We start from the raw sequence: 26,275 nt of genomic DNA on the forward strand, positions 1-26,275 counted from the left end.
CAGACGCGATCGCCACCGCTATATCTCTTCGGGTAGAAGCGATGCCACGCTCACGACGGAGGTTGGGATGCGCGTGGAGGTCCTGTTTGCGCTTGCCGCAATATCCGCGGTCCTCACCGGTTGCCAGACGATAACGCCAGAGCAGCAACGCGCCGCCGACGAGCAACAATGCCTCGATTATGGATTTAGGCGCGGCACGACCGCCTTTGCCAACTGCCTGCAACGCATCGACCTCGACCGCAGCGCCAACGCGCGTGCCAGACGCGTCGAAACGGCCGTCGAATTCGGCTGGTATCGCCCCTGGTACGGTCCGGGTCCAGGCTGGTGGTGAGCGGCCTTCGTCAGCCGTTCGATCCGCCCGCCGATTTCCGCCCGATAAAAGCCGCCTGTGCGGCCGCAAGGCGTGCGATCGGCACGCGGAACGGCGAACAGGAGACGTAGTCAAGCCCCGCCTCCTCGCAGAAGTGGATCGACGCCGGATCGCCGCCGTGCTCGCCGCAAATGCCGAGCTTGAGATTGTTGCGCGTCCGCCGGCCGCGCTCGGCGGCGATCTGGATGAGTTCTCCCACCCCGTCGAAGTCGAGCTGGACGAACGGATCGCGCTCGACAATGCCCCTCTGCAGGTAGGTCGACAGGAACGCCGATGCGTCGTCGCGCGAGATGCCGAACGTCGTCTGTGTCAGGTCGTTGGTGCCGAAAGAAAAGAACTCGGCCGATTCGGCAATCACGTGCGCCCGAAGAGCGGCGCGCGGCAGTTCGATCATCGTGCCGATGAGATATTCGAGACTGACGCCGGCTTCGGCGATCACCTCCTTCGCGACGGCCTCGATGCGCTCCTTGACGAAATCGAGCTCGGCTTTCAGGCCGACGAGCGGCACCATGATTTCCGGCACGACGGCAGCGCCCGTATCCTTGGCAGCCAGGCAGGCGGCCTCGAAGATGGCGCGGGCCTGCATCTCGGCGATTTCCGGATAGGAGATCGCCAGACGGCAGCCGCGGTGGCCGAGCATCGGATTGAACTCGTGCAGCGCATCCACCCTCTGGCGCAGTTCCGCCGGATCGAAGGAAAGGACGGACGCGACCTCGGCGATTTCCTCGTCGGTCTTTGGCAGGAACTCGTGCAGCGGCGGATCGAGTAGGCGGATCGTCACCGGCAGGCCGTGCATGATCTCGAACAGTTCGACAAAATCCGAACGCTGCATTGGCAAGAGCTTTGCGAGGGCTGCCCGCCGCCCGGCCTCGTCCTCGGCTAGGATCATCTCGCGCATCACGTTGATGCGCTCGTCCTCGAAGAACATGTGCTCGGTACGGCAAAGGCCGATGCCCTCCGCCCCGAAGGAGCGCGCCGCACGCGCATCCGCCGGCGTCTCGGCATTGGTCCGCACCTTCATGCGGCGGGTCGCGTCCGCCCACTCCATGATGCGGCCGAAATCACCGGACAGCTCCGGCTGCAGCATCGGGATCGCGCCCTTGAGCACCTGGCCGGACGAACCATCGATGGTGATGATATCGCCTTTCTTCAGCGTCACGCCCTGCGCGATCAAGAGTTCGTTGCGCAGGTCGACACGCAGCGTGCCGGCACCCGAAACGCAAGGCGTGCCCATGCCGCGGGCAACGACGGCCGCGTGGCTCGTCATGCCGCCGCGGGTCGTCAGGATGCCTTCGGCCGCATGCATGCCATGGATGTCCTCCGGGCTCGTCTCGACGCGAACCAGGATCACCTTGCGACCCTCGTCCTCCGCGTGGACCGCCTCCTCGGAGGTGAAGACGATCTCGCCGGTTGCCGCACCCGGCGAGGCAGGCAGGCCGGCGCCAATGACGTCGCGGCGCGCGCGCGGATCGATGGTGGGATGCAACAACTGATCGAGCGAAGCGGGGTCGATGCGGGCAACCGCCTCCTCCTTGCTGATCAGCCCCTCCTCCGCCATCTCGACGGCGATCTTCAGCGCGGCCTTGGCCGTGCGCTTGCCGGAACGCGTCTGCAACATCCAGAGCTTGCCGCGCTCGATCGTAAACTCGAGATCCTGCATGTCGCGGTAGTGCCCCTCGAGGCGCTTGCAGATCTCGTTGAACTCGGCGAAGGCCTCGGGCATCAGCTTTTCCAGCGACGGCTTATCGGAGCCGGAAGCGATGCGGGCCTCTTCGGTGATGTTCTGCGGTGTGCGGATGCCGGCGACGACATCCTCGCCCTGCGCGTTGACGAGGAATTCGCCATAGAGCGCGTTTTCACCGGTCGAGGGATTGCGGGTGAAGGCAACGCCGGTGGCCGAGGAATTTCCGAGGTTACCGAACACCATCGCCTGGACGTTGACCGCCGTGCCCCAGTCGGCCGGGATGTTGTGCAGGTTGCGATAGGTGATCGCGCGGGCGTTCATCCAGCTGGCAAAGACCGCGCCAATCGCGCCCCAGAGCTGCACCTCCGGATCCTGCGGGAAGCTTTCCCCCAGTTCCTCCTCGATCGTTTCCTTGTAGCGGGCGATCACGTGCTGCCATTCTACGGCGGAGAGCTCGGTGTCCTGCTCGTGTCCGAGCCGCGCCTTTTCATCCTCGAGGATTTCCTCGAAGACTTCATGGTCGAGGCCCATGACGACGTCGCCGTACATCTGGATGAAGCGGCGATAGCTGTCCCAGGCGAAGCGCGCATCGCCGGCGTCGTGACCGAGCGCCTGCACCGTCTCGTCGTTGAGACCGAGGTTGAGCACCGTGTCCATCATGCCGGGCATGGAGGCGCGTGCGCCGGAGCGGACCGACAACAGCAATGGCCGCTCGTTGTGGCCAAAGGTGCGACCGGTGATCTCCTCCATCCGGCGGATGCCGGAACGGACCTCCTCCTTCAGGCTGTCAGGAATGGCGCGGCCGTTTTCATAGTAGTGGGTGCAGGCAGTCGTGACGATCGTCAGTCCGGGAGGCACCGGCAGGCCGAGATTGCACATCTCGGCGAGATTGGCGCCCTTGCCGCCGAGAAGATTGCGCTCGCCGGCATGGCCCTCGGCGCTTCCCCCGCCAAAGGTGTAAACCCACTTCTGCATTGCTGTTCTCCACCCCGAAACAGTCTACTGTGACAGATTTATAGCATATGACACGCATTGGAAACGGAGTGCCGGCGACAATTTGTTGCAATGCACCAAAATTGCAACGGCGCCGCAGCATCAAAGACGACATGCAAGATCGCAATTTGCATGTTTCGGCGAAAAACCACCACCGGAAGGCGTCATTTTTCCTGGATCGACAGTCCGTCCTTGCCGACCCTGATCTCGACGCCATCGGGCTGCTTCTCTTGCTGATAGGCATAATAGGAGAAGCCGGCCACCACGACGATGAGCGCACCAATGATCATGTAGAGGGCATTCTTGCTCATGGTTGTCCCCTCGGTCCCGTTCGGCTCGACCTAACGTCAACGCGAGGCAGGTTGCATTTGTTCCGGACACGCCAAAGCGGGCACGGAGATCGAATAGCGCTGGCTTGGAAATCAAACGGCTTCGCGCAGTTGCTCGGCGGTCTGCAGGTCGACGGAGACGAGTTGGGACACGCCCTGCTCGGCCATGGTGACGCCGAACAGGCGGTTCATGCGGGCCATGGTGATGGGATTGTGGGTGATGATGACGAAGCGGGTCTCGGTGGAGGCAGCCATTTCGTCCATCAGGTTGCAGTAACGCTCGACGTTATGGTCGTCGAGCGGCGCGTCCACCTCATCGAGGACGCAGATCGGCGCGGGGTTGGTCAGGAAGACGGCGAAGATCAGCGCCATCGCCGTCAGCGCTTGCTCGCCGCCGGACAGCAGCGTCATCGTCTGCGGCTTCTTGCCCGGCGGGCGGGCGAGGATTTCGAGGCCGGCGTCGAGCGGATCCTCGCTCTCAATCAGTTGCAGTTCCGCCGTGCCGCCGCCGAAGAGATGCGTGAAGAGGCGCTGGAACTGGGCGTTGACGATATCGAAGGCGGCCAGAAGGCGTTCGCGACCCTCGCGGTTGAGGCTCTGGATCGCCGAACGCAGCTTGCGTATCGCCTCGATGATGTCCTCGCGCTCGGTGACGATCGCCTGCAGGTTCTCCGAAAGCTCCTTCTGCTCCTCCTCGGCGCGCAGGTTCACCGCACCCAGCCGCTCGCGTTCGATCTTCAGACGGTCAAGCTCGAGTTCGGTTTCGCGCGGATCCGGCAAGGGCTTGTCGTGCGGGTGCTCGGCAAGCTTCAGCGCCTCGTGCGGGGCGCAATGCAGCGCCTCGCGGATGCGCGCCTCGCCGTCGACGCGGCGCTCGCGGGCGGAGACCAGGCGCTCCTCGGCGCGGCCGCGCTTCTCACGGGACTCGGCCAGTTGCGACAGCGCGGTGGCGGCGACCTGGTCGGCTTCGCGCTGGCGGTTTTCCGCCGCCTGCAGTTCATCGGCGGCGACGCGGCGGGCCTGCTCGGCCCGGGCAAGTTCGCTCATCAGCGAGCGGCGCTTTTCCTCGATCTCCTCGGGGGCCTCGGCGATCTGCTCGGCCTCGTCCTGCGCTTCTGCTTCGCGTTCCCGCAGCGAAGCGATGTGGCGCTCGGCATTGGCGGCACGGTTGCGCCAGGTGTCGCGCTCGCTCGCGATCGCCGTCAGCCGGCGCTGGCGCTCGGCCATCTCGCGCGCGAGGCCGTCATGAAGCGCACGCGCCTCGGCAAGTGCGGCGCGATCGGTGGCGACAGCGGCCGTCTGCGTGGAAAGCCGCAGGTCGAGAGCCGCGACATCGGGCGCGTCCTCGAGCGCCCCACGCGCCTCCTCCAGCGTATCGGCCGCCTCCTCGACCTGCCCCTCGAGCTGGACCTTCGACTCGGAGAGCACGTCGCGCCGGCGGATCAGATCGCCCGAAGCCCGTTCGGCCGCTTCAAGCGCCTCGCGAGCCTCCGCCAGGGCACGAACAGCCAACCGCTGAGCGTCGCGCGACATCTGCACGCGTTGTGTCTCGGCGCGCGCGGCGGCCGCGGCCAGTTCCAGGCCTTGCTGTGCCGCGGCAAGCGCGTCCTGCGCCTCGGACAGTTCCAGTTCCAGCTCGCGAAGGCGGTTCTTCTGCGCCAGTCGAAGGGCTGCGGCACTTGGGGCATCCGCACCGGTCACATGGCCGTCCCAACGGAAGATCGCGCCCTCGCGGGTGACGAGACGCTGGCCCGGCTGCAGGACGGGCAGGAATGCCAGCGCCTGCTCCTGGTCGGCGACAATGCCGATCTGACGCAGGCTGCGGGTCAGAACCGCCGGGGCGCGTACGTGGGACAGCAGCGGCACGACACCATCGGGCAGGCTAGCGTCGTCGGCGCCATCGCCGGCAAGCCGCCAGTGGGCGGGGGCATCGGTATCGACCGGTGAGTCCAGATCGTCGCCGAGCGCGGCGCCCAGCGCCGCCTCATAGCCCTTGTCGACCTGCACGTCCTCGACAACCGGGGCGAAGGAACCGCCGACCGTGCCGGCCTCCAGGATGCGCCGGATCGTCCGCATCTCCGTTTCGACGGCATTGACCTGTCCGCGCGCGGCTTCCACCGGAGGACGTGCCTCGATCTCGGCAAGCCGTGCCGTCTCCAGCGCCTCTTCGGCTTCGGCGAGCCGCTCGCCTGCTTCCTCCAGCACACCTTCGGCCGTCTGCACGTCTTGCCGCTTCTGCTCCGGATCAGGAAGGGCGGCGATGCGCTCGTCCATGGCAGTAATTTCGGCTTCGAGGTTCATGAACTGCTGGGCAAGACGCGCCCGGCGGTCGGAAAGATCGCGGATGGTCTTTTCGAGTTGGTTGCGCACCGCCTGGGCCTCGGCGCGCTCGGCCGTGATCGCGCCGAGCACCTGTTCGTTTTCGGCAAGTTTTTCCGCAGCCGCGTCCATCGTCTCGCGCGCGGCCGCCGCACGGTCGTCGGCCTCGCCGAGGATGCCGCCGATCTCCTCCTCCTCGGCCGCAAGCCGTTCGAGGATTTCCGCATTGTCGGCGACCATCGCCTCCTCGCGCGCAATGTCCTCGGCAAGCTGGGTCAGGCGGCGGGCCAGCTCGTCGCGGCGGCGCAGCAGCCGGCCGGCATCCTCCTCCAGTTGCGAGCGGGCAATCTGCAGGCGCTGCAAGGCGGCGGCGAACTTTGCCTCATTCTCGCGCAGTTCCGGCAGTTTCAGGCTGGCAATGGCCTGAACCTTCGCCGCCTCCATCTGCATTTGCGCCCGTTCGGCGACCAGCGAGGTTGCCTGGTTCAGCTGGCTTTCCGCCTCGCCCTCGGCCTCCTTGGCCTGGGCCCAACGCATGTGCAGCAGCATCGCCTCGTGGCGGCGGATGTCGGCCGACAGCATCTTGAAGCGGTTCGCCTGGCGCGACTGGCGCTTGAGGCTGTCAATCTGGCTTTCGAGCTGCGAGGTAACGTCGTCGAGGCGTTCCAGATTGGTCTCGGCGGCGCGCAGCCGCAGTTCGGCCTCGTGGCGGCGCGAATGCAAACCGGAAATGCCGGCGGCTTCTTCCAGCAACTGCCGGCGCGCCTGCGGCTTGGCCTGGATCAGCTCGCCGATGCGGCCCTGCCCCACCATCGAGGGCGAGCGGGCGCCGGTGGAGGCGTCGGCGAAAAGAAGCTGCACGTCCTTGGCGCGCGCCTCCTTGCCGTTGATGCGATAGACCGAGCCCTGCTCGCGCTCGATGCGGCGCGACACCTGGATCTCGTCGCTGTCGTTGAAGGCGGCCGGTGCGGTACGATCGGAATTGTCGAGGTAGAGGCCGACTTCCGCCGTGTTGCGGGCCGGCCGGTTGCCGGAGCCGGAGAAGATCACGTCGTCCATGCCGGACGCGCGCATGTTCTTGTAGGAGTTCTCCCCCATCACCCAGCGCAGCGCCTCGACGAGGTTCGACTTGCCGCAGCCGTTCGGGCCGACGACGCCGGTCAGGCCGCGTTCGATGACGAACTCGGTCGGCTCGACGAAGGACTTGAAGCCGAGAAGGCGGAGCTTGGTGAATTTCATGGGCGGCACACGGAGACGACGGAATGCCCGCCACTTGCGCGGTGAAGGCTGGCACTGCCCCTCACCTGCCTGCCGGCATCCTCTCCCCGCAAGCGGGGCGAGGAGCGAAAGCCGCGCCGTTCTGCCCCTTCTCCCCGTTCACGGGGAGAAGGTCCCGGCAGGGGGATGAGGGGCAGTGCCGAGGCCAGCCGTTCAAAATCAAAAGCAGGCGCGCGGCTTCCGCCGCCGCCCACTTCACATCCGGTCGAACGATCAGAGCTTGCTGTCGATAAGGGCCGACATGGTGTCAACCGACATGCCTCCGGAATAACGCTGGCCGTTGATCAGGAAGGTCGGCGTTGCCGCAATGCCGAATTCCTTGGCACCGCGCTCGCGTACCGCGTTCACATCATCGAGAAGTTTCTGGTTCGTCAAGCAAGCCTCGAAGCTCTCCTGTGTAAAACCGGCGAGTTTCGACATCTGCAGCAGTGCTTCGCGGCCATTTTCCGCTGCAGCCCATTGTTCCTGCTGCTTGAACAGCATGGAGATCATCGGGAAATACTGCTCGGACGGCGCGCAACGGGCCAGCATGAAGGCGGCAGCGGCACGCGGATCGAACGGGAATTCGCGCACGATGAAGCGGACCTTGCCGGTGTCGACATACTTCTGCTTGATCGGCTCGAAGGTCTCGTTGTGGAAGGTGGCGCAATGCGGACAGGTCATCGACATGTATTCGACGATCGTGACCGGCGCGTTCGCGTCGCCGATCGCCATTTCCGGCAGCGGGCCGGGCTCGAGCACCTTGGCCATGTCGACGTCGCCATCGGCGGCCGGGACCTCGGCCTTGGCAGCGGGAGCAGCCTGGGCCGTCTCGGTGGCTGCCGGCGCAGTCGCCGCGGTCGTGACTGTGTCCGCAGGTTTGGTTTCGGCGCTTTCCGTCGTTGCCGGCGCGGTCTCCGGAGCCGACGCCGTCTCCTTCTTCTCGTCGCTGCAGGCGGCAAGCGTGACGGCGAGCGCGGCAACGGCGACGCCGCCCATCAGACGCTTCAAAAGGCTCAATTCGGAAAGGGACATGGTCTCTCCTGTGGGGACAATGAAAAATACTTCCGGCACACCGGATATACCGGCTTTCGGATGCGAACAAGCACCGCCAACACCATGATCTTCAAAGAATTGTGACCGCGTGATGGTGCACGTCAGCGCCGGGTCGAGCCTTGCTTGCCGAGCACGGCCGTGCCGAGCCGTTTCAGCGCGGCCTTCAGCGCGTCCCCTTCGATCCCCTGCACCAGGTCTTCGAGGTGGCGTGCCGCCTCTCCGGTCAAGGGCCGCGGCGCCCGCCGACGCCTTGTCGGCGGCGAGACCGGCTTCTGTACGATCCTCACCTGATGGATCGCGGGAAAGCCGAAGAAGCCGTTGATGCGCTGAATGAGTTCGCCCTGCTGGTGGGAGAGAAAGAGCGCGCGTGAGCCTTCGCAGGCGATCGTCAGAACGCCCGGTTGGTAGCCGCCGCCCTCGCCCGCCATCTCGGACGCCCGGCGCGGCCAGGCGATCTTCTCGGGTCGGGTGCAATCGGCGAACGAGCTGCCGGCAATCTCGTCCCACGATCCGAGCAGCAACGTGTTGATGCCGGCGCGTTTGGCAAGCACCGGATCGATCAGGTCGTTGGCGACTTCGCTGATCTGCATGGCGCCCCTGCGGAATGGACGGGAACTCACGGTGATCGGTACTCCGGCGGTTGACCTTTCTTCCTCCGGCGAATTTTGCCTTGAAGAAAGTGCGTTGCTTGGCCAGTTATACGCTTCCTCTTCGCATCCAGGCAAATCATGACCGACACGCATACAGGGACAAGTCCGACCCGCCAGATCCTCGCCTGGTACGACCGGCACCATCGCGACCTGCCCTGGCGCGTCTCGCCGGCCATGGCCGCGCGTGGCGTCCGGGCCGATCCCTATCGCGTGTGGCTGTCCGAGGTGATGCTGCAACAGACGACGGTGCAGGCGGTCAAACGCTATTTCGATCTCTTCACGTCGAAATGGCCGACCGTGACCGATCTTGCCAAGGCGGAAACGGAAGAGGTGATGAAGGCCTGGGCGGGGCTCGGCTATTATGCGCGGGCGCGCAACCTGAAGAAGTGCGCCGAAGCCGTCGCCTTCGCACATGGCGGACACTTCCCGGACACCGAAGTCGGATTGAAGGTACTTCCCGGCATCGGCGACTATACGGCTGCGGCCATCGCCGCGATCGCCTTCGACCGGCAAGCCGCCGTGCTCGACGGCAACGTCGAGCGGGTGATCTCCCGCTTCCATGCGATCGACGCCCCCCTGCCCGGCTCGAAGCCGCAGATGCGCGCATCCGTGGCCGCGATGACGCCGACAGACCGCCCCGGCGACTTCGCGCAGGCGATGATGGATCTCGGCGCCACGATCTGCACGCCGAAGCGCCCGGCCTGCGCGCTCTGTCCGCTCAAGGAAGACTGCCGGGCGCTGGCCGGAGACGACCCGGAACGCTTTCCCGTCAAGGCGGCAAAGAAGGAGAAGCCCGTCAGGCTCGGCGCCGCCTTCGTGGCGGTCGACGAGACGGGCGCGGTGCTCCTGCGCAAGCGCCCCGGCCATGGCCTGCTCGGCGGCATGACGGAAGTCCCCAACAGTGACTGGAACGCCCGTCGTGACGGTTCGACGGAACCGGACGCCGCTCCCTTCGCCGCCGCCTGGCAAACCTGTGGTACAATCATACACGTGTTCACACATTTTGAGTTGCGACTTGCCGTCTTCCGCTGCAGGGTCAGCCGCGCCGCGGCCGGAGGGCCTGGATGGTGGGAGCCGTGGCAGACGCTCGACGGGCAGGCCCTGCCGACCGTCATGAAGAAGGCAATCCAGCAGGCGCTCCCAGCGGCCTTCGAGCCGAAAATGCCTGCGCGCGAAAAGGTGAGAACCCCATGACAAGCGAAATCCGGCATATCGTCTTCGATATCGGACGTGTGCTGATCCACTACGACCCCCAGATCCCCTACAGCCGCCTGATCCCCGACGAGGGGCAGCGGAAATGGTTCTTCGCCAATGTCTGCACCCCCGACTGGAACATCGAGCAGGATCGCGGCCGGAAATGGGAGGATGCCGAGGCGCTGCTGATCGAGGATTATCCGCAGCAGGAGGAACTGATCCGCGCCTTCCGCAAGTACTGGCATGAGATGGTGTCGCACGCCTATGTGGAAAGCGTCGCGATCATGGAGAGGCTGATCGCCAATGGGCGCGACGTCACCATGCTGACGAACTTTGCAGCGGACACATTCAAGGAGGCACGCAAGCTCTATCCCTTCCTCGACCTGCCCCGCGGCGTCACCGTTTCCGGTGAGGTCGGGCTGATCAAGCCGGACCTGGCGATCTACGAGAAGCATAGCCGTGATTTCGCACTCGAGCCGGCGCGCACGCTCTTCATCGACGACAGCGACAAGAACGTCGAGGCGGCGCGCATGGCAGGCTGGAACGCGGTCCTCTTCACCGGTGCGGAAAAGTTGAAGGGCGATCTTGCCGCCCACGGCGTCGCGCTTTGACCGTTTCGCCAAATAGAAACGCCCGGAGCCATTGCTGGCTCCGGGCGTTCGTGCCTGTCCGGGACTGAAGGTACGAAACCGGAAGGCCGAAGCGGTTTGTGAAGGGCCGCGGAAGTGTCCTTCGCATTTGTTGACATCATCCTATGGGGTGGTGGTTAACAGCGATTGAACAATCTCCACTCCAAGAACCGATTTCGCCAATATTCACAAAAGCTTGCATTGGCGCACCAATTGAGCGCATTTGCTGCACCGGACTCTTCTGGCGAATTGAAATGAGAAGCGCGACCCGTGAACCCGGGCCGGCGAATTGGGTGGAAATCGATCAGAAGCGCGAACGGTTGTTCGGGCGAATGACGTTCATCTGCAACTCATGGGCGGACGCATAGCGGCCAAGAATCTTGATGAGCCGCTTCTCCTCGGCCCGATGGATGCCGGCCTTGCGGCAGTATTCGGAAACCTCCCAGACATGCTTGGCCCGATGATGGTCGAGCTGCCTGATATCGATATGCCTCATGATCGCCTCCCAACTGACGAGGTACAACGCAATCCTTCGCCCCAGGTTCCGGCCCCGACACGATCGTGACCAGCATCACTTTGCTCGCATGTGCAAGGCTATTGAGATCATAGCGCCGGCGCTTTGTCCACGTATGACTAAAGTCTAATATGACCATCACTCATGTTCGCGCCGCAAGGGGGTTGGACAAGCCCCTTCAAACTGCTGCAACCTCCGGCGCAGGAGCACCGAAGGCCGCAACAGGAGGTAACTTTTTTGTAACGCCAGGCAGGCTCAGTCGAGCTTGGCCATGTCGCTGCGAATGACGGCGCGCAGGTCGTCGATCGGCTTCAGTTCCTTACCCTTGGCATAGTGCCAGAAGGTCCAGCCGTTGCAGGCGTCGAGACCCTGCAGCTTGGCGCCGAGGCGATGGATCGATCCGGCTTCGTTGCCGGAAGCAAGTGTGCCGTCGGCCCGCACGATCGCGCTGTAGCGACGCTTCGCATCGGTCAGGACGGTGCCCGGCGCGATCAGACCGCTCTCGATCAGCGTGATGAAGGCGACGCGCGGCTCGGCCTTCTTGCCGCTCAGGACCGTCAGCGTCTGCTTGCCGAGCGGCTCCACCGCGTCGATCCGGGCGAGCGCTGCATCGATATAGTCCTGCTCGCGCTCGATGCCGACGAAGTGGCGGCCGAGACGCTTGGCGACGGCGCCGGTGGTGCCGGAGCCGAAGAAGGGATCGAGAACGACGTCGCCCGGCTTGGTGGAGGCCATGATGACGCGGGCCAGCAGCGCTTCCGGCTTCTGGGTCGGATGGACCTTCTTGCCGTCGGCATCCTTCAGCCGTTCGCCGCCCGAGCAGATCGGGAACAGCCAGTCGGAGCGCATCTGCACGTCGTCGTTGGCAGCCTTCATGGCGTCGTAGTTGAACGTATAGCCCTTCGCCTTGGGGTCACGGCTCGCCCAGATCATCGTCTCATGCGCGTTCTGGAAGCGGCGGCCCTTGAAGTTCGGCATCGGATTGGTCTTGCGCCAGACGACATCGTTGAGGATCCAGAAGTTGAGGTCCTGCAGCGTGGCGCCAACGCGGAAGATGTTGTGATAGGAGCCGATCACCCAGATGGTGCCGTTCGGCTTGAGCACGCGGCGGCAGGCGAGCAGCCAGGCGCGGGTGAAGGCGTCATAGGCCTCGAAGGAAGCGAACTGATCCCATTCGTCATCAACCGCATCGACCAGCGACTGATCGGGACGGTGCAGTGTGCCGCCAAGCTGAAGATTGTAGGGCGGGTCGGCGAAGATCACGTCGACGGACTGGTCCGGAAGCGCTTCGAGGGCGGCGACGCAGTCGCCCTTGATGATCGTGTCGAGCCAGCCATTGGGGCGGACGGAACGGGCTTCGGCAAGCGAAAGAAATTTTGACATGGGAAACTCGCTGATACGCTTACTCGGATACGAACTTTCTGACCCTTATGGTTACCGAAGATGGTTACCGAAGAGTGAAAGACCTCGAAGAAAGTGACGTATCCGGCGGCTCGTGGCGGTTTACGGGCGGCGCGGGCTGAAGTGTCCGCACCACCCAGCCATTGTCGCATTGTCCGGCAGCACATGCCAGTTCCGCTGTCTGGATGCGTCAGACGCCCTCGTGCCAGACACGACTATCAGCCGGCGCCTCTGCGCGCTCGAACATGCCATAGTCACGCAGGACCGAGACGACGCGCAGGCGATAGTCGGCGAAGGCTCCGTTCCGACCGGCTTGCTGCGCTGCCCGGTGCTCGGCGCTGTTTCGCCACGCACTGACGGCCTTTTCGTCGCGCCAGAACGACAGCGACAGGATCTTGCCGGGGATCGAGAGGCTTTCGAAGCGCTCGATGGAAACGAAGCCGTCGATCTCCTGTAGCCGTGCAATCAGCCCGGCGGCGAGATTGAGATAGACGTCGCGGCGGCCGACCGCGGGTGAGACCTCGAAGATGACGGCAATCATGGCACCACTCGTGCGGCGTGCGGGAGGGATACGTTCTTCAGGAAGATGCGATCCTCGCGAAGGATGAAGCGTTCGCGCTTGGCAAACTGGTAGTTCTCGGCGCCCAGCGGATCGGCCGCAAGCCGGGCGCGATAGGCCTCGTAGGCCGCGAGGCTTTCGATATTGTAGACGCCATAGGCTGTCGTCGCCGAACCTTCATGTGGGCCGAAATAGCCGATCAGGTCGGCGCCGTTGCGGGGAATCGCCTGTCCCCAGTTGCGGGCGTAGGTGGAAAACTCCTCCTTCTTGAACGGGTCGATCTCGTAGCGGATGAAGCAGGTAATCATCGTCAGGCTCCTGGAATTTCGATGCCCCGTGATGCCACATTGATCGAAGGCAATGCTTCGACTATGATCGAAGTATGAAAGAAGGCCCGGACATAGCCCAGATTGGCGCGCTCATCGGCGACCCAGCCCGCGCCAACATGCTGACCGCCCTTATGGGCGGCCAGGCGCTGACGGCAACGGAGCTCGCGGGGGCTGCCGGGATAACGCTGCAGACGGCGAGTTCGCACCTGGCGAAGCTGGAGGCCGGCAGCCTCGTGACCCAGCGCAAGCAGGGGCGGCACCGCTACTTTGCGCTTTCCGACGACGAGGTCGGCCTGCTGCTTGAAGGCCTGATGGGCTTTGCCGCCAACCGTGGCTTTTTGCGCGCGCGGCCCGGGCCGAAGGACCCAGCTTTGAGGAAGGCCCGGGTCTGTTACAACCATCTCGCTGGCGATTTTGGCGTTCGAATGCTGGATCGCCTGGTGGCGGATGGGCATGTCGCCGTCAATGGCGACGATGCGATTTTGACCGAAGCAGGCGAAGCGCGGATGGCCGAGATCGGAATAAACCTTGACACGCTTCGCGGCCAGCGACGCCCCATCTGCCGTACATGCCTTGATTGGAGTGAACGGCGCTCCCATCTGGCAGGCTCGCTCGGGGAGGCACTGCTTATCCGCTTCATCGACAGAGGATGGGCCAGACGGAGCGGTGACAGTCGCGCCGTCCAGTTCACGCCGGCCGGAGAGCGGGCGTTCCTCGACCTGTTTCCCGTCCTCGATCGGGTCTGACTGCAAATATCGAAGTGGCGTGCCCGATCCTTGAGCCGGACTCTGCGGCTGCGGAGTTGAGCTTTGCGCCACCATCGTATAAATGACGCATCGATACATCACGCCGCGACACCTGCTCAGCCGGCGCGCCTAACACCCTCCCTCAAGGACGATCTTCATGGACGGTTTCGACCTCATCATCTTCGATTGCGACGGCGTTCTGGTCGATTCCGAGATCATCGCGGCCGAAGTCGAATCGCGGCTGCTGACGGAGGCGGGCTATCCGATCGGCGTCGAGGAGATGGGCGAGCGCTTCGCCGGCATGACCTGGCAGAACATCCTGCTGACGATCGAGCGCGAGGCCTCGATTCCCTTCTCGGCCTCGCTTCTCGACAAATCGGAAAAGCTTCTGGATGAACGGCTGGCCAATGAGGTGACGGTCATCGACGGCGTGAAGCTCGCTCTGTCGCGGCTGAAGCGGCCCTATTGCATCTGCTCCAACTCCGCGGCGCACCGCCTCGACCTGATGCTGAGCCGGGTCGGCCTGCGGGAGGTCTTCGCGCCGCACATCTATTCGGCGAAGGATCTCGGGCCCGACCGGGTGAAGCCGAAGCCCGACATCTTCCTGCACGGCGCCAGGCAATTCGACGCCGATCCGGCGCGCACCCTCGTCATCGAGGATTCCGTGCACGGCATTCATGGCGCGCGCGCGGCCGGCATGCGCGTTGTCGGCTTCACCGGCGCCTCGCATACCTACCCCTCACATGCCGACCGGCTGACGGATGCGGGCGCCGAAACGGTGATCTCGCGCATGAGCGATCTGCCCGGCGTCATCGCGGCACTCGCGGAGTGGCAGGAAGCGATCTGACAGCCTCGGCGCGTCGAGGCGATCGCTGTCCCGTCGTCGCATTCGGCAAGAACTGAAATGGCCGGGCCGGCGTGATCGAGACCGCGTCGCCAGAACATCCGGCTTCACGGATCGCCGCCGTCGGAAAATGCCTGGAGAGGGCATCACGTGCCCGCACCCGGTTGCCCCACATGCCGGGGACCGAGGTGACAACAATGCCCGTTCTCAGCCGTCGTCCCTCCGCCCCTTCGTTCCACAGTGAAACTGGAGGGGCAAGAGATCGCCAGCCAACAACTCAGTTCGCAGTGTAGGGACCTTCGTCGAAGCCAACATAGATCTTGGCATAGGAACCCGCGCCGCCGGGGATGACGACGTTCGCGTCGGTAAAGACGTACTGGGTCGTGCCTTCGGGCGGAATGGTAACGCCGAATTTGCTCAGGTTCGAGTACAGCGTGTTCTCGCCGTCGGTCGCAGCCACGCGAATGGGGAGGTTGACAGCGCCTGGGGATCCGGCCGGACCGGCGAGGATGCGCCCCTGAACCATGACGGTAACCTTCAGGCTGTCCGCCGTCTGCACGCACTGACGCGTCGTCGCCGAGAGTGTTGCCTGGTAGAGCACCTTCTGCGGATCATCCTTGGCGCCCTTGGCATAGGCGCGATGGACGGAGGTTCCCTCACGCAGGAAGACCTGCGGACAAGCGCCCTGGATCACCGGGGCTTGCTGCGAAGCCACCTGTTGCTGGCCTTCACCGGGCGACACGCCGAGATCGGCGGCCTTTTCCGTCTGGTTGCAGCCTGCAATGATGGCGAGTAGGGAAACGGCCAGAAGGCGGCGGCCAGTGGTAGCAGTCACGTTTGTCTCACCCCTGCATTCGGACTTGAGATGCCCGTTCAACTTACAAAAAACGGGCCTTTCTTGACCCACGCGGATGCTCTATAGCAGCGGTGCAGCAAAAAATCGATTGTCCAAAATTAACGTTCCACTTTTTGCTGTATCCGCGGGCGAAGGACCTTGCCATCGCTCGCCGCACGGAGAGCCGCGCGCCCAGCCGGTTCGATCAGTCTCGCCCGGCGCGACATTCGTCGCGTCCGAACCGGAAGGAAGTCTTTGTGACCGCAGCCCTGCGCCGACCCGGCCTCCTGCCACTTTCCTTCCGCCAGTCTGCCGCTCACTTTCAGGGATCATGACGTGAAGTACATTTCGACGCGGGGCGAGGCCCCTACCCTCGGTTTCTGCGACGCTCTGCTTGCGGGCCTTGCAAGCGACGGCGGCCTCTACGTGCCGCAGGAGTGGCCGACGTTCACGAAGAAGCAGATCCGGGCGATGCGTGGGATGAGCTACCAGCAAATCGCATTCACCGTGCTGTCCCCCTTCGTCGACGGTGAGATCGACGACAAGACCTTCCGCGCGATGATCGACGAGGCCTATGCCACGTTCCGTCACCCGGCGATCACGCCGCTCGTGCAAACCGGCCCGAACGAGTTCATCCTCGAACTCTTCCACGGCACGACGCTCGCCTTCAAGGACGTGGCGATGCAGCTTCTGGCACGGCTGATGGACCATGTGCTGGCCGAGCGCGGAAAGCGGGCGACGATCGTCGGCGCCACCTCCGGCGATACGGGCGGTGCGGCCATCGACGCCTTTGCCGGTCGCGAGCGCACCGACATCTTCATCCTCTTCCCGCACGGCAAGGTCTCGCCGGTGCAGCAGCGCCAGATGACCACGTCGGCCGCCGGCAACGTCCACGCGCTTGCCGTCCGGGGCACCTTCGACGACTGCCAGAACCTCGTGAAGGCGATGTTCAACGACAAGGGCTTCCGCGAAAGGATGCAGCTTTCCGGCGTCAACTCGATCAACTGGGCCCGCATCATGGCCCAGATCGTCTACTACTTCACCAGCGCCATCGCGCTCGGCGCACCGGACAAGAAGGTGTCGTTCACCGTGCCGACCGGCAATTTCGGCGACATTTTCGCCGGTTTCGTCGCCAAGCGGATGGGCCTGCCGATCGACCGGTTGGTGATCGCCACCAACGACAACGACATCCTCGCCCGCACCCTGAAGACCGGTCGCTACGAGATGCGCGGCGTCGTCGCGACAACGTCGCCGTCGATGGATATCCAGATTTCCTCGAACTTCGAGCGCCTCCTGTTCCAGGCCGCCGACCGGGATTCGGCCGAGGTCCGGACGCTGATGGGCGGCTTGAAGCAGTCAGGATCGTTCCAGATCGGCGACAAGGCGCTGAAGGCGATCCGCAAGGAATTCCGCGCCGGCCGCGCCACCCAGAAGCAGGTCGCCAAGACGATCGCCGAAACGCTGGAAAAGACCGGTTACCTTCTCGATCCCCACACCGCCACCGGCGTCTTCGTCGCGGCGAAGCATGCCCGCGCTGCGAGCCCGATGGTGACGCTTGCGACCGCGCACCCGGCAAAATTCCCCGACGCCGTAAAATCGGCGAGCGGTATTGACCCGACGCTTCCGCCGTGGCTTGCTGGCATGATGCAAAGGGAGGAGCGTTACGAAACCCTGGATCCAGATCTTGCAAAGGTGGAAGCCTACGTCGGCAGCCACTCCCGCTCCGGGGTTAGTGATCGCGGAAAGTCGGAAAATGAAAGTTGAGTGCACCAGGCTGCCGTCCGGTCTGACGGTCGTCACCGAAAACATGCCGCACCTCGAGAGCGCTGCTCTCGGTGTATGGATCAAGTCCGGCTCACGCAACGAGACGGTGGACGAACACGGCATCGCCCACCTGCTCGAGCACATGGCCTTCAAGGGCACGGCCCGTCGCTCGGCCCGGCAGATCGCCGAGGAGATCGAAAACGTCGGCGGCGAGGTGAACGCCGCCACCTCGACCGAGACCACATCCTACTATGCCCGCGTGCTGAAGGATCATGTGTCGCTGGCGACCGACATCCTCGCCGACATCCTGACGGAGTCGGTGTTCGACGAGGAAGAACTCGCCCGCGAGAAGCAGGTCATCCTCCAGGAGATCGGTGCGGCGAACGACACGCCCGACGATGTCGTCTTCGACAAGTTCTCCGAGGTCGCCTACCGCGACCAGACGATCGGGCGCGCCATCCTCGGCACGCCGGAAACGGTGCTTTCCTTCGAACCCAACGAAATCCGCGCCTATCTCGATCGCAATTATACGACCGATCGCATGTTCGTCGTCGCCGCCGGCGCCGTCGACCACGACAACTTCGTGCGCGACGTGGAAAAGCGCTTCGCCTCTCTGCCGCAGGCGCCTTCGGCTCCGCCCGTTTCGGAAACGGCCCGCTACACCGGTGGCGATACGCGCGAGACGCGCGACCTGATGGACGCACAGGTACTGCTCGGCTTCGAGGGCAAGGCCTACCACGCCCGCGATTTCTACTGTTCGCAGATCCTTGCGAACATTCTCGGCGGCGGCATGTCTTCCAGGCTGTTCCAGGAGGTTCGCGAGCACCGCGGGCTCTGTTACTCGGTCTATGCCTTCCACTGGGGCTTTTCCGACACCGGGATCTTCGGCATCCATGCGGCGACCGGCGGCGAGAACCTTCCCGAACTCGTGCCCGTCATCATCGAGGAACTGCGCAAGTCCGCCAACCGGATCGACGAGCAGGAAATCGACCGGGCGCGCGCGCAGATCCGCGCGCAGTTGCTGATGGGGCAGGAAAGCCCGGCGGCGCGCGCTGGCCAGATCGCCCGACAGATGATGCTTTATGGACGCCCCATTCCGAACGACGAATTGATGGAGCGGCTTGCGGGCATCAACGCGGTCCGCCTGACAGACCTCGCCGGGCGGCTGTTCTTCGACACGCGCCCCACGCTTTCGGCGATCGGTCCCCTGGAGCAACTCGCCTCCGCCGACGACATCGTCGGTGCGCTCACGCGCGGCGACGCGGCGCATCGTGCGGCCAGCTAGGCTCAGCCCAGGCGCGATAGCCGTTTGACGGCGTCGCAGACGCTGGCGTAGAGTTCGCCGATGGCGGGCTGCAACGCTCAGGGACGAGCCGTCGCGTGTGGCTGTCGCAGCGGAGAGACATAGATGACGCGATCGGTATTTCGGTTCCTGTCCAGACAGCCCGACACCGTCGTGCTCGAAGACGAAACCCACCTGCTGCGCCTGCCTCGCTATTCCGACTATCGTCAGTGGTATCCGTTGCGCTCCGCGAGCCGTCAGTTCCTTGAGCCCTGGGAGCCGACCTGGCGCAGCGACGAGCTGACCGAGAACGCGTTTCGTGGACGCGTGGTGCGCAACGAACAGGAATTTGCGAGCGGCCAGGCCGTGCCGCTCTTCCTGTTTCTCAAGTCCGAGCAACGGCTCGTGGGCGGGCTTACCATCGGCTACATCCGCCGCGGAGCGGCCCAGTGCTGCATGATCGGCTACTGGATGGGCGAACGTTACGCCGGTCACGGTCACATGCTGGGCGCGCTGAACCTGTCGATCCCCTACATCTTTTCGGGGCTTCAGTTGCACCGTATCGAGGCAGCCTGTATTCCTGACAATGTGAGGAGCATTCGCCTCCTTGAAAAGGCCGGCTTTCAGCGCGAAGGCTATCTTCGCGAATACTTGAAGATAAACGGGGAGTGGCGTGACCACGTGATGTATTCACTGTTGGCGGGGGACAGAGGCCAACAGCGGGTGCAGGCCGCGCAGGAGAGAGGGGTGCTGGCACCCCAGACGACAGGAAATTAGCATTTCGATGATATTCCGTTCCGTGCCGACACTGCTGCTCGTCAGCCGGGCGCTCGCCCTTATCCTACTGACGGCGCTGTCGCTTGTCGGGCCGTTCGTCTCGTCGGCACAGGCCGTGGAGCCGGTACAGATCTCCCGCGACGACACGGCGCTGGACCTGACGGCGACGACCGAAATCTACACCGGTCGCGGCGAGGCCTTCCAGGTCTCCACCGCCCCCGGCACCGACGGCATTGTCCGGCGCATCGAGGTGCGGGCGACCAATCCCGGACACGAGGGCGACTGGGCGGTGTTCGCGCTGGCGAACGTGTCCGAGGAGCAAATCGACCGGGTGATCGTCGCCCCCCATTTCCGGCTGGTGCGTTCCAAGCTCTTCTGGCCGGACCTCGGCTCAAAACGCATCCTCTCGATCACGCCGAGCGAAGGCTTCGCGCTCGACCGCCAGCCGAGCGAGGAGGCGGACGTGTTCCGCATCACGCTCAATCCCGGTTCCGTCGTCACCTTTGTCGCGGAACTCGCGACCCCCGAACTGCCGCAAATCTACCTTTGGGAACCCGACGCCTACAAGGACACGGTCAACGCGTTCACGCTCTATCGCGGCATCGTGCTCGGTATCGCCGGGCTGCTGGCCGTCTTCCTGACCATCCTCTTCGTGGTGAAGGGAACCTCCATGCTGCCGGCAACGGCGGCGCTCGCCTGGGCGGTATTGGGCTATATCTGCGTCGACTTCGGCTTTCTTTCCAAGCTGATCAGCATTACCGCCGGCGACGAGCGGATCTGGCGCGCAGGGACTGAAGTGTCACTGGCCGTCGGCCTCGTCGTGTTCCTGTTCACCTATCTGAGCCTCAACCGCTGGCACGCGCATCTTTCCTATGCGACGCTTGCCTGGATCCTCGGGCTCGGACTGTTGTTCGGTGTCGCGATCTATGACCCGCCGATCGCCGCGGGCATCGCCCGCATCTCGTTCGCATTGACTGCATCCGCAGGCATCATCCTGATCGCCTATCTCGGCTTCAACCGCTACGATCGGGCCATCCTGCTTGTTCCGGCCTGGGCGCTGATCCTGGTCTGGCTGTTCGGCGCCTGGATGACGGTGACGGGAAGGCTCGACAACGACATCATCCAGCCCGCGCTCGGCGGCGGCCTCGTTCTGATCGTGCTTCTGATCGGCTTTACGGTGATGCAGCACGCCTTTGCCGGCGGCGCCTATCAGCAGGGGCTGTTCTCCGACCTCGAACGGCAGTCGCTCGCCCTGACCGGTTCGGGCGACACGGTCTGGGACTGGGACGTGGCCCGCGACCGCGTCGTCACCATTCCTGACATCTCCACCCAGCTCGGCCTGTCTCCAGGCGTCATGCACGGCCCTGCCCGCAACTGGCTGCCGCGCCTGCACCCCGACGATCGCGACCGCTTCCGCGCCACGCTGGACGTGCTGCTGGAGCATCGCCGCGGCCGGCTGAACCACCAGTTCCGTGTCCGCGCCGAGGACGGCCATTATCACTGGCTGGCGATCCGGGCGCGGCCCGTGCTCGGCGCTAACGGCGAAATCATCCGCTGCGTCGGCACGATCGTCGACATCACCGAACAACGCAATTCCGTCGACCGCCTGCTGCAGGATGCGCTGCACGACAATCTCACCGGGCTTCCGAACCGCCAGGTCTTCCTCGACCGGCTGCAATCGGTGCTCTCGATCGCGGGCTCCAGCGAAACGGTCCGGCCGACCGTGCTTGCCATCGACATCGACCGCTACAAGCAGGTGAACGACGCGCTCGGAATCGCCGCCGGCGACAATATCCTCGTCGCGTTGTCGCGGCGGCTTCGACGGATACTGAAGCCCCAGGACACGCTTGCGCGGCTCTCGGGCGACCAGTTCGGGCTGATCCTGCTGTCGGAGCGCGACCCGGCCAAGGTGGCGGATTTCGCCGATGCCGTCAGCAAGGCGATCACCGTTCCGATCAACTTCGCCAATCGCGAGATCATTCTCACCGCCTCGATCGGCCTCGTCTCCTGCCTTGACCCGCAGCAGGACGCGGCCAGCCTGCTCAACGACGCCGAGCTTGCCATGTACCGGGCGAAAAAGGCCGGCGGCAATCGCGTCGAGCCGTTCCGGCCCGCCTTCCGCAGCATGGGTACCGACCGGCTGCAGATGGAAACGGACCTGCGCCGCGCAATCGACCGCAAGGAACTCTCGCTCGTCTACCAACCGATCGTACGGCTCTCGGATGCGGAGATCGCCGGCTTCGAGGCCTTGATGCGCTGGGAACACCCGAAGCGCGGCAGCATCTCGCCGGAGGAATTCATTCCGGTCGCCGAGCAGTCGGGCCTGATCAGCCAGCTTGGCGCCTTTGCCTTCGACAAGGCGGCGAGCGACCTCATGGACTGGCAATTGCAGACCGGCGACCTGCCGATCTTCGTCTCGGTCAACCTCTCCAGCGCACAACTGCTCAACAACGAACTCTACAACGACGTCAGGGCGGTGCTCTCGAAGACGCGCTGCGAGCCGCACAAGCTGAAGTTCGAGCTGACCGAGTCCGTGGTGATGGAGAATGCCGAGCAGGCACGGCTCGTATTGAACAAGCTGCGCGAGGCGGGCCTTGGCCTGGCGCTCGACGACTTCGGCACCGGCTACTCCTCGCTCGCCTATCTCACCCGTTTCCCCTTCGACACGATCAAGATCGACAAGGCACTGGTGCGGGACAGTTCGGACAAGCGCACGGTTCTGCTGCGGTCGGTGATCTCGATGGCGCTCGAAATGGAGATGCAGGTCGTCGCCGAGGGCATCGAGACGGAGGAAGACGCCATCGAACTCGGGCGGATGGGCTGCCAGTTCGGCCAGAGCTACCTCTTCGGACCGCCGGTCGGCTGCGATTCGGTGTTGCGCCTGCTGAAGGAACGGTTTCCGCTCATGAAGCGGGCCTGATCGCTCGGAGCGCGGCCCATTCCCGAATGACCGCAGGCGCCCGCGATTACGCCTTTAGATCCGGCGCTTCATGGCAGTGCCTGCCGGTCGTTGAAGATTTAAGAAGGAACAGATACCAGTGCTTGCCGGCTCAAGCGTGGCCGGCTTCCATCGACAGCATCGCCGGGGTGACCCCCATCAGCGCCAGGGCACGGTCATACTTGTCCTCGACCGTCGTGTCGAAGATCAGATCCTCCGAGGCCGGGCAGGTCAGCCAACCGTTGGCGGCAATCTCGTTCTCCAGTTGCCCCGCACCCCAGCCGGCATAGCCGAGCATCAGCAGGCCGCGCCGAGGCCCCTCCCCGCGCGAGATCGCCCGAACAATATCGAGGGTGGCGGTCAGGCTGATGTCATCGCTGACGGGGATGCTGGATTCGGAGTTGTAGTCGTCGGAATGCAGGACAAACCCGCGGCCGCTCTCGCATGGACCGCCTGCGCGGATCGGGAAATCGACCGTACCGTCGGGCATTCGGATCGCCTCGTCTTCCGCCACCAGTTGCAGGTGGAGGAGGACGTCCATGAAGTTCATCGGCTGCGAACGGTTGATGATGAAGCCCATGGCGCCGTCTTCGGAATGGGCGCAGATATAGACGACACTCCGCTCGAAATTCTTGTCGAGCATGCCCGGCATGGCGATCAGGAAATGACCGTCAAGGAAGCCGCGCTCACGTTTTTTCTTCAGGACCGACGTCGCCATAACCAACAGCCTATCAATTCACGGCCAAATGAAAAGCGCCTTCTCGCCGTGTCGCTGCTTTTGCCCGGCACCCCAAGAACCACTTCCTGATAGAAGTGGAGCAGCGCGCGCCGCGATCAAGAGAATATGATCCAGAAAGCGGCAAAGGTGGTGGAAACTTCGGTGGACGAGGGCTACATCTTTCGCCCATGAGAGGTTTGCGTTCTACCTTGTTCGTCCTAGGGGCCATGGTGATGGCTCCGACGTTGGCGGCTGGCGCCAGTTCCGACTGGATCCAGACCGAGGGCGGCCGCGTCCGCCTCGTCGTGCTGCCGGAGCAGGCCGATGGAGAGATCCCGGCACTGCTGGACGTCCACCTCGAGGCCGGCTGGAAGACCTACTGGCGCGATCCGGGCCAAAGCGGCATTCCGCCGTCGGTCAGCATTCCAGGCGCCACCGGCCTCGTGCTGGAATCGATGCGTTTTCCGGTTCCGAAACATTTCGATGACGGCTACTCACGCTACACCGGCTATGACCAGTCCGTTGCCTTTCCGCTGACGCTGAGGCGCAAAGGTTCCGTCGCCGGCAGCGACGAAGTGACCGCCGCGATCTTCCTTGGCATGTGCAAGGACATCTGCATCCCCGTGCAGGCCGAACTCACGGTCGACCTGAAGGCTGCTGCGATGGCCGGATCCGGCGACGAAACCGTCGTCGCGGCGGCCAAGGCCGGCCTTCCGGAGCCTCCCGCACCCGACTTCAACGTCAGGGACGCGCACTGGGACGCCGCGGGCAAGTCGCTTTCGGTCACCTTCATCGCCCCGCCACAGCAATCGGACAAGCCGCCGCAGGTGTTCGTTTCCGGGCCGGAAGGCTTTCAGTTCGGCGCAGGCGCCATGCCGCAGCGCGTCGGCGACGCTTACCGTGTCGACGTTCCCCTTCTGCACAAGCCGAAGTCGGCAAGCCTCGCCGGCGCCCCGATCCTCTTCACCGCCGAAAGCGGCGACCGGTCGATGGAAACGGCGCTTGCCATCGACTGACCGCGGCCTATATTCCGCGCTGACTGTTCGCGCGCACTGCGTGGGCTGGAGCAACCAAGGAGACTGATCGTGACGATTGCCGTTGGAGACAAATTGCCCGACCTGAAGCTGAAGGAAACCACGCCGGACGGACCGGCCGAGGTTTCGACCGGCGATATCTTCAAGGGCAAGCGCGTCGTGCTCTTTGCCGTTCCGGGCGCGTTTACGCCGACCTGCTCGCTGAACCACCTGCCGGGCTACCTGGAGAACCGCGACGCCATCCTCGCCAAGGGCGTCGATGACATCGTCGTCGTCGCGGTCAACGATGCGTTCGTGATGACGGCCTGGGCCAAGGAAAGCGGCGGCGCCGGCAAGCTGCGCTTCCTCGCCGACGGCAGCGCTGCTTTTGCCAAGGCCCTCGGCCTCGACATCGACCTGACCGCAGCCGGCCTCGGCGTGCGCTCCAAGCGCTACTCGATGCTGGTCGAAGACGGTGTGGTCAAGAACCTCAACATCGAGGAAAGCCCCGGCCAGGCGACCGTGTCGGCTGCAGCGGCGATGATCGGGCAGCTTTGAACTAACGCCCGCTTACCTCGTCTGAAACAACAATGCCCGCGATCTCACGGGCATTGTCATTTAAATCCGGGTGGGACGAGTTCCTCACCGTTTCTTGAACGGCTCCATGCCCATGCGGGCCAGTTCGTCGGCGCGCTCGTTCTCCGGGTGGCCGGCGTGGCCCTTGACCCAGTGGAACGTCACCTTGTGTCGACGCCGGGCCTCGTCGAGCGCCTGCCAGAGTTCGCCGTTCTTCACCGGCTTCTTGTCGGCCGTCTTCCAGCCGTTCTTCTTCCAGCCGTGGATCCATTTCTCGATGCCGTCCATGACGTATTTCGAGTCCGTGTAGAGATCGACCTCACAGGCCGCCTTCAGGGCGTCCAGGGCCGTGATCGCGGCAAGGAGTTCCATCCGGTTGTTCGTCGTCTGCGGCTCGCCGCCCGAGAGTTTCTTCTCGACCTCGCCATAGCGCAGCACCGCGCCCCAGCCGCCTGGTCCCGGATTACCCGAACAGGCGCCGTCGGTGAAAATGTCCACATGTTTCATCGATGCACCAGGCCGTATTCTTCCGCGGAGCGGACCTGGCGATGGAAGCGCAGCCTGCGCAGGTATTCGAGCGGATCCTTCTTGACCACCAGCGCACCCGGCGGGGTCATCAGCCAGTCGTAAAGGCGGGTCAGGAAGAAGCGCAACGCCGAGCCGCGCGCCAGCAACGGCAGCGACTTCAGTTCCGCACCGTTCAGCGGGCGCACCTGTTCGTAGCCGTCGAGCATTGCCATGCCCTTGGTCATGTTGAACGAGCCGTCCTTCTCGAAGCACCAGGCGTTCAAGCAGGTGACGACGTCATAGGCATAGCTGTCGTTGCAGGCGAAATAGAAGTCGATCAGCCCGGACAGCTGGTCGCCGATGAAGAAGACGTTGTCCGGGAAGAGATCGGCATGGATCACGCCGTGCGGCAGTGTCTTCGGCCAATGGCTTTCAAGAAAGGCGAGCTCCTCGGCGATCTCGTCCTGCAAGCCCGGTTCCACCTCGTCGGCGCGGGCGGCGGACTTGTCCCACAGGGGCCGCCAGCCATCGACGGACAGCGCGTTCTTGCGGGTCAGCGCAAAGCCCTGGCCGGCCACATGCATGTCTGCCAACGCCCTGCCGACCTCGCGGCAATGCTTGGCGGCCGGCTTCCTGAGCCAGGTGCCTTCGAGAAAGCTGATCATGGCGGCGGGACGGCCCGAGAGCTCGCCGAGCAACTGGCCATCCTTACGCGACAAGGGCAGCGGGCAGTTGAGGCCGCGGTCGGCGAGATGGTGCATCAGGCCGAGGAAGAACGGCAGGTCCTTCGGATCGACGCGCTTTTCGTAGAGCGTCAGGATGAAGGCGCCCTTCGTCGTGTGCAGGAGAAAGTTGGAATTCTCCACGCCTTCGGCGATGCCCTTGTAGGAAAGCAGTGTTCCCGCCTCGTATTCGGTCAGGAAGCGCGCGAGGTCGTCTTCGGTGATATCGGTATAGACTGCCAAATTTTCAGCTCACAATCGGAAGGCCC

At 64.2% G+C, this 26,275-nt stretch carries 24 protein-coding genes; 11 read left to right on the forward strand and 13 right to left on the reverse strand.

What is annotated here, in order from left to right:
* The first annotated feature begins 67 nt into the window (after positions 1–67).
* Positions 68–331 (forward strand): hypothetical protein, encoded by a 264-nt coding sequence (locus AC1DDS_RS02475; RefSeq protein WP_477477436.1) that lies wholly within the window; start codon positions 68–70, stop codon positions 329–331.
* 10 nt (positions 332–341) lie between these two features.
* Here AC1DDS_RS02475 and ppdK read toward each other — a convergent pair whose 3' ends face one another.
* The 5 genes from ppdK to AC1DDS_RS02500 form a co-directional block, all read right to left on the reverse strand.
* A complete protein-coding gene (gene ppdK / locus AC1DDS_RS02480; RefSeq protein ID WP_477477437.1) occupies positions 342–3,029 on the reverse strand; it encodes a pyruvate, phosphate dikinase in 2,688 nt (895 codons plus the stop codon).
* A gap of 182 nt (positions 3,030–3,211) precedes the next feature.
* Positions 3,212–3,358: a hypothetical protein gene (locus tag AC1DDS_RS02485; protein ID WP_310414776.1), complete on the reverse strand. Its 147-nt coding sequence runs from the start codon at positions 3,356–3,358 to the stop codon at positions 3,212–3,214.
* A 111-nt stretch (positions 3,359–3,469) separates the two neighbouring features.
* Positions 3,470–6,934, reverse strand: coding sequence for a chromosome segregation protein SMC (smc, locus tag AC1DDS_RS02490; protein WP_477477438.1), 3,465 nt, complete (start codon positions 6,932–6,934; stop codon positions 3,470–3,472).
* Between the two features lie 252 nt (positions 6,935–7,186).
* The gene (locus AC1DDS_RS02495) at positions 7,187–7,987 is read right to left on the reverse strand and encodes a DsbA family protein (RefSeq protein ID WP_477477439.1); all 801 of its coding nucleotides are present in this window, start codon (positions 7,985–7,987) and stop codon (positions 7,187–7,189) included.
* A gap of 122 nt (positions 7,988–8,109) precedes the next feature.
* Positions 8,110–8,598 carry a DUF721 domain-containing protein gene (locus tag AC1DDS_RS02500; RefSeq protein ID WP_310414788.1) on the reverse strand — a complete coding sequence of 163 codons (489 nt, stop codon included), beginning with the start codon at positions 8,596–8,598 and terminating at the stop codon, positions 8,110–8,112.
* 138 nt (positions 8,599–8,736) lie between these two features.
* Between AC1DDS_RS02500 and mutY the strand changes: the two genes are divergently transcribed.
* Positions 8,737–9,852: an A/G-specific adenine glycosylase gene (mutY, locus tag AC1DDS_RS02505; protein WP_477477440.1), complete on the forward strand. Its 1,116-nt coding sequence runs from the start codon at positions 8,737–8,739 to the stop codon at positions 9,850–9,852.
* A complete protein-coding gene (locus AC1DDS_RS02510; protein WP_477477441.1) occupies positions 9,849–10,463 on the forward strand; it encodes an HAD family hydrolase in 615 nt (204 codons plus the stop codon). Before mutY ends, AC1DDS_RS02510 begins: the two co-directional genes overlap by 4 nt.
* A gap of 322 nt (positions 10,464–10,785) precedes the next feature.
* Here AC1DDS_RS02510 and AC1DDS_RS02515 read toward each other — a convergent pair whose 3' ends face one another.
* The 4 genes from AC1DDS_RS02515 to AC1DDS_RS02530 all read right to left on the reverse strand — a co-directional run bounded on the left by AC1DDS_RS02515 (position 10,786) and on the right by AC1DDS_RS02530 (position 13,263).
* A complete protein-coding gene (locus AC1DDS_RS02515) occupies positions 10,786–10,977 on the reverse strand; it encodes a hypothetical protein (RefSeq protein ID WP_477477442.1) in 192 nt (63 codons plus the stop codon).
* Positions 10,978–11,250: 273 nt separating this feature from the next.
* Positions 11,251–12,378, reverse strand: coding sequence for a DNA methyltransferase (locus AC1DDS_RS02520; RefSeq protein WP_477477443.1), 1,128 nt, complete (start codon positions 12,376–12,378; stop codon positions 11,251–11,253).
* A gap of 208 nt (positions 12,379–12,586) precedes the next feature.
* Positions 12,587–12,937 (reverse strand): antibiotic biosynthesis monooxygenase family protein, encoded by a 351-nt coding sequence (locus AC1DDS_RS02525; RefSeq protein WP_477477444.1) that lies wholly within the window; start codon positions 12,935–12,937, stop codon positions 12,587–12,589.
* Complete coding sequence (locus AC1DDS_RS02530) at positions 12,934–13,263, reverse strand: NIPSNAP family protein (RefSeq protein WP_477477445.1); 330 nt, start codon at positions 13,261–13,263, stop codon at positions 12,934–12,936. The genes AC1DDS_RS02525 and AC1DDS_RS02530 overlap by 4 nt, the downstream gene beginning before the upstream one ends.
* 74 nt (positions 13,264–13,337) lie before the next feature.
* Between AC1DDS_RS02530 and AC1DDS_RS02535 the strand changes: the two genes are divergently transcribed.
* Together AC1DDS_RS02535 and AC1DDS_RS02540 are read left to right on the forward strand one after the other, a co-directional pair.
* On the forward strand, positions 13,338–14,030 hold the full coding sequence (locus AC1DDS_RS02535; RefSeq protein WP_310414810.1) for an ArsR/SmtB family transcription factor: 693 nt from the start codon (positions 13,338–13,340) through the stop codon (positions 14,028–14,030).
* Positions 14,031–14,187: 157 nt separating this feature from the next.
* A complete protein-coding gene (locus AC1DDS_RS02540; protein WP_477477446.1) occupies positions 14,188–14,877 on the forward strand; it encodes an HAD family hydrolase in 690 nt (229 codons plus the stop codon).
* A gap of 274 nt (positions 14,878–15,151) precedes the next feature.
* On the opposite strand, the gene AC1DDS_RS02545 is transcribed toward AC1DDS_RS02540, so the two are convergent.
* Positions 15,152–15,709, reverse strand: coding sequence for a hypothetical protein (locus tag AC1DDS_RS02545; RefSeq protein WP_310414818.1), 558 nt, complete (start codon positions 15,707–15,709; stop codon positions 15,152–15,154).
* Between the two features lie 336 nt (positions 15,710–16,045).
* On the opposite strand from AC1DDS_RS02545, the gene thrC reads away from it, so the two are divergent.
* The 4 genes from thrC to AC1DDS_RS02565 all read left to right on the forward strand — a co-directional run bounded on the left by thrC (position 16,046) and on the right by AC1DDS_RS02565 (position 22,452).
* The gene (gene thrC, locus AC1DDS_RS02550; protein WP_477477447.1) at positions 16,046–17,473 is read left to right on the forward strand and encodes a threonine synthase; all 1,428 of its coding nucleotides are present in this window, start codon (positions 16,046–16,048) and stop codon (positions 17,471–17,473) included.
* The gene (locus AC1DDS_RS02555; protein WP_477477448.1) at positions 17,463–18,758 is read left to right on the forward strand and encodes a M16 family metallopeptidase; all 1,296 of its coding nucleotides are present in this window, start codon (positions 17,463–17,465) and stop codon (positions 18,756–18,758) included. The genes thrC and AC1DDS_RS02555 overlap by 11 nt, the downstream gene beginning before the upstream one ends.
* A gap of 123 nt (positions 18,759–18,881) precedes the next feature.
* Complete coding sequence (locus tag AC1DDS_RS02560) at positions 18,882–19,532, forward strand: GNAT family N-acetyltransferase (protein WP_477477449.1); 651 nt, start codon at positions 18,882–18,884, stop codon at positions 19,530–19,532.
* Positions 19,533–19,539: 7 nt separating this feature from the next.
* The gene (locus AC1DDS_RS02565) at positions 19,540–22,452 is read left to right on the forward strand and encodes an EAL domain-containing protein (RefSeq protein ID WP_477477450.1); all 2,913 of its coding nucleotides are present in this window, start codon (positions 19,540–19,542) and stop codon (positions 22,450–22,452) included.
* Positions 22,453–22,582: 130 nt separating this feature from the next.
* On the opposite strand, the gene AC1DDS_RS02570 is transcribed toward AC1DDS_RS02565, so the two are convergent.
* Positions 22,583–23,188, reverse strand: a complete 606-nt coding sequence (locus AC1DDS_RS02570; protein WP_477477451.1) for a YqgE/AlgH family protein — start codon at positions 23,186–23,188, stop codon at positions 22,583–22,585.
* Between the two features lie 233 nt (positions 23,189–23,421).
* On the opposite strand from AC1DDS_RS02570, the gene AC1DDS_RS02575 reads away from it, so the two are divergent.
* On the forward strand, positions 23,422–24,204 hold the full coding sequence (locus AC1DDS_RS02575) for a protein-disulfide reductase DsbD domain-containing protein (protein ID WP_477477452.1): 783 nt from the start codon (positions 23,422–23,424) through the stop codon (positions 24,202–24,204).
* Between the two features lie 69 nt (positions 24,205–24,273).
* Complete coding sequence (locus AC1DDS_RS02580; protein ID WP_310414840.1) at positions 24,274–24,759, forward strand: peroxiredoxin; 486 nt, start codon at positions 24,274–24,276, stop codon at positions 24,757–24,759.
* An 84-nt stretch (positions 24,760–24,843) separates the two neighbouring features.
* Here AC1DDS_RS02580 and rnhA read toward each other — a convergent pair whose 3' ends face one another.
* Together rnhA and AC1DDS_RS02590 are read right to left on the reverse strand one after the other, a co-directional pair.
* Positions 24,844–25,284 (reverse strand): ribonuclease HI, encoded by a 441-nt coding sequence (gene rnhA / locus AC1DDS_RS02585; RefSeq protein ID WP_477477453.1) that lies wholly within the window; start codon positions 25,282–25,284, stop codon positions 24,844–24,846.
* Entirely contained in the window at positions 25,281–26,249 is a 969-nt protein-coding gene (locus AC1DDS_RS02590) for a homoserine kinase (protein ID WP_477477454.1), read from the reverse strand. The genes rnhA and AC1DDS_RS02590 overlap by 4 nt, the downstream gene beginning before the upstream one ends.
* Between the last annotated feature and the right edge of the window lie 26 nt (positions 26,250–26,275).

This window comes from Mycoplana sp. 10N416 (genome assembly GCF_056394765.1).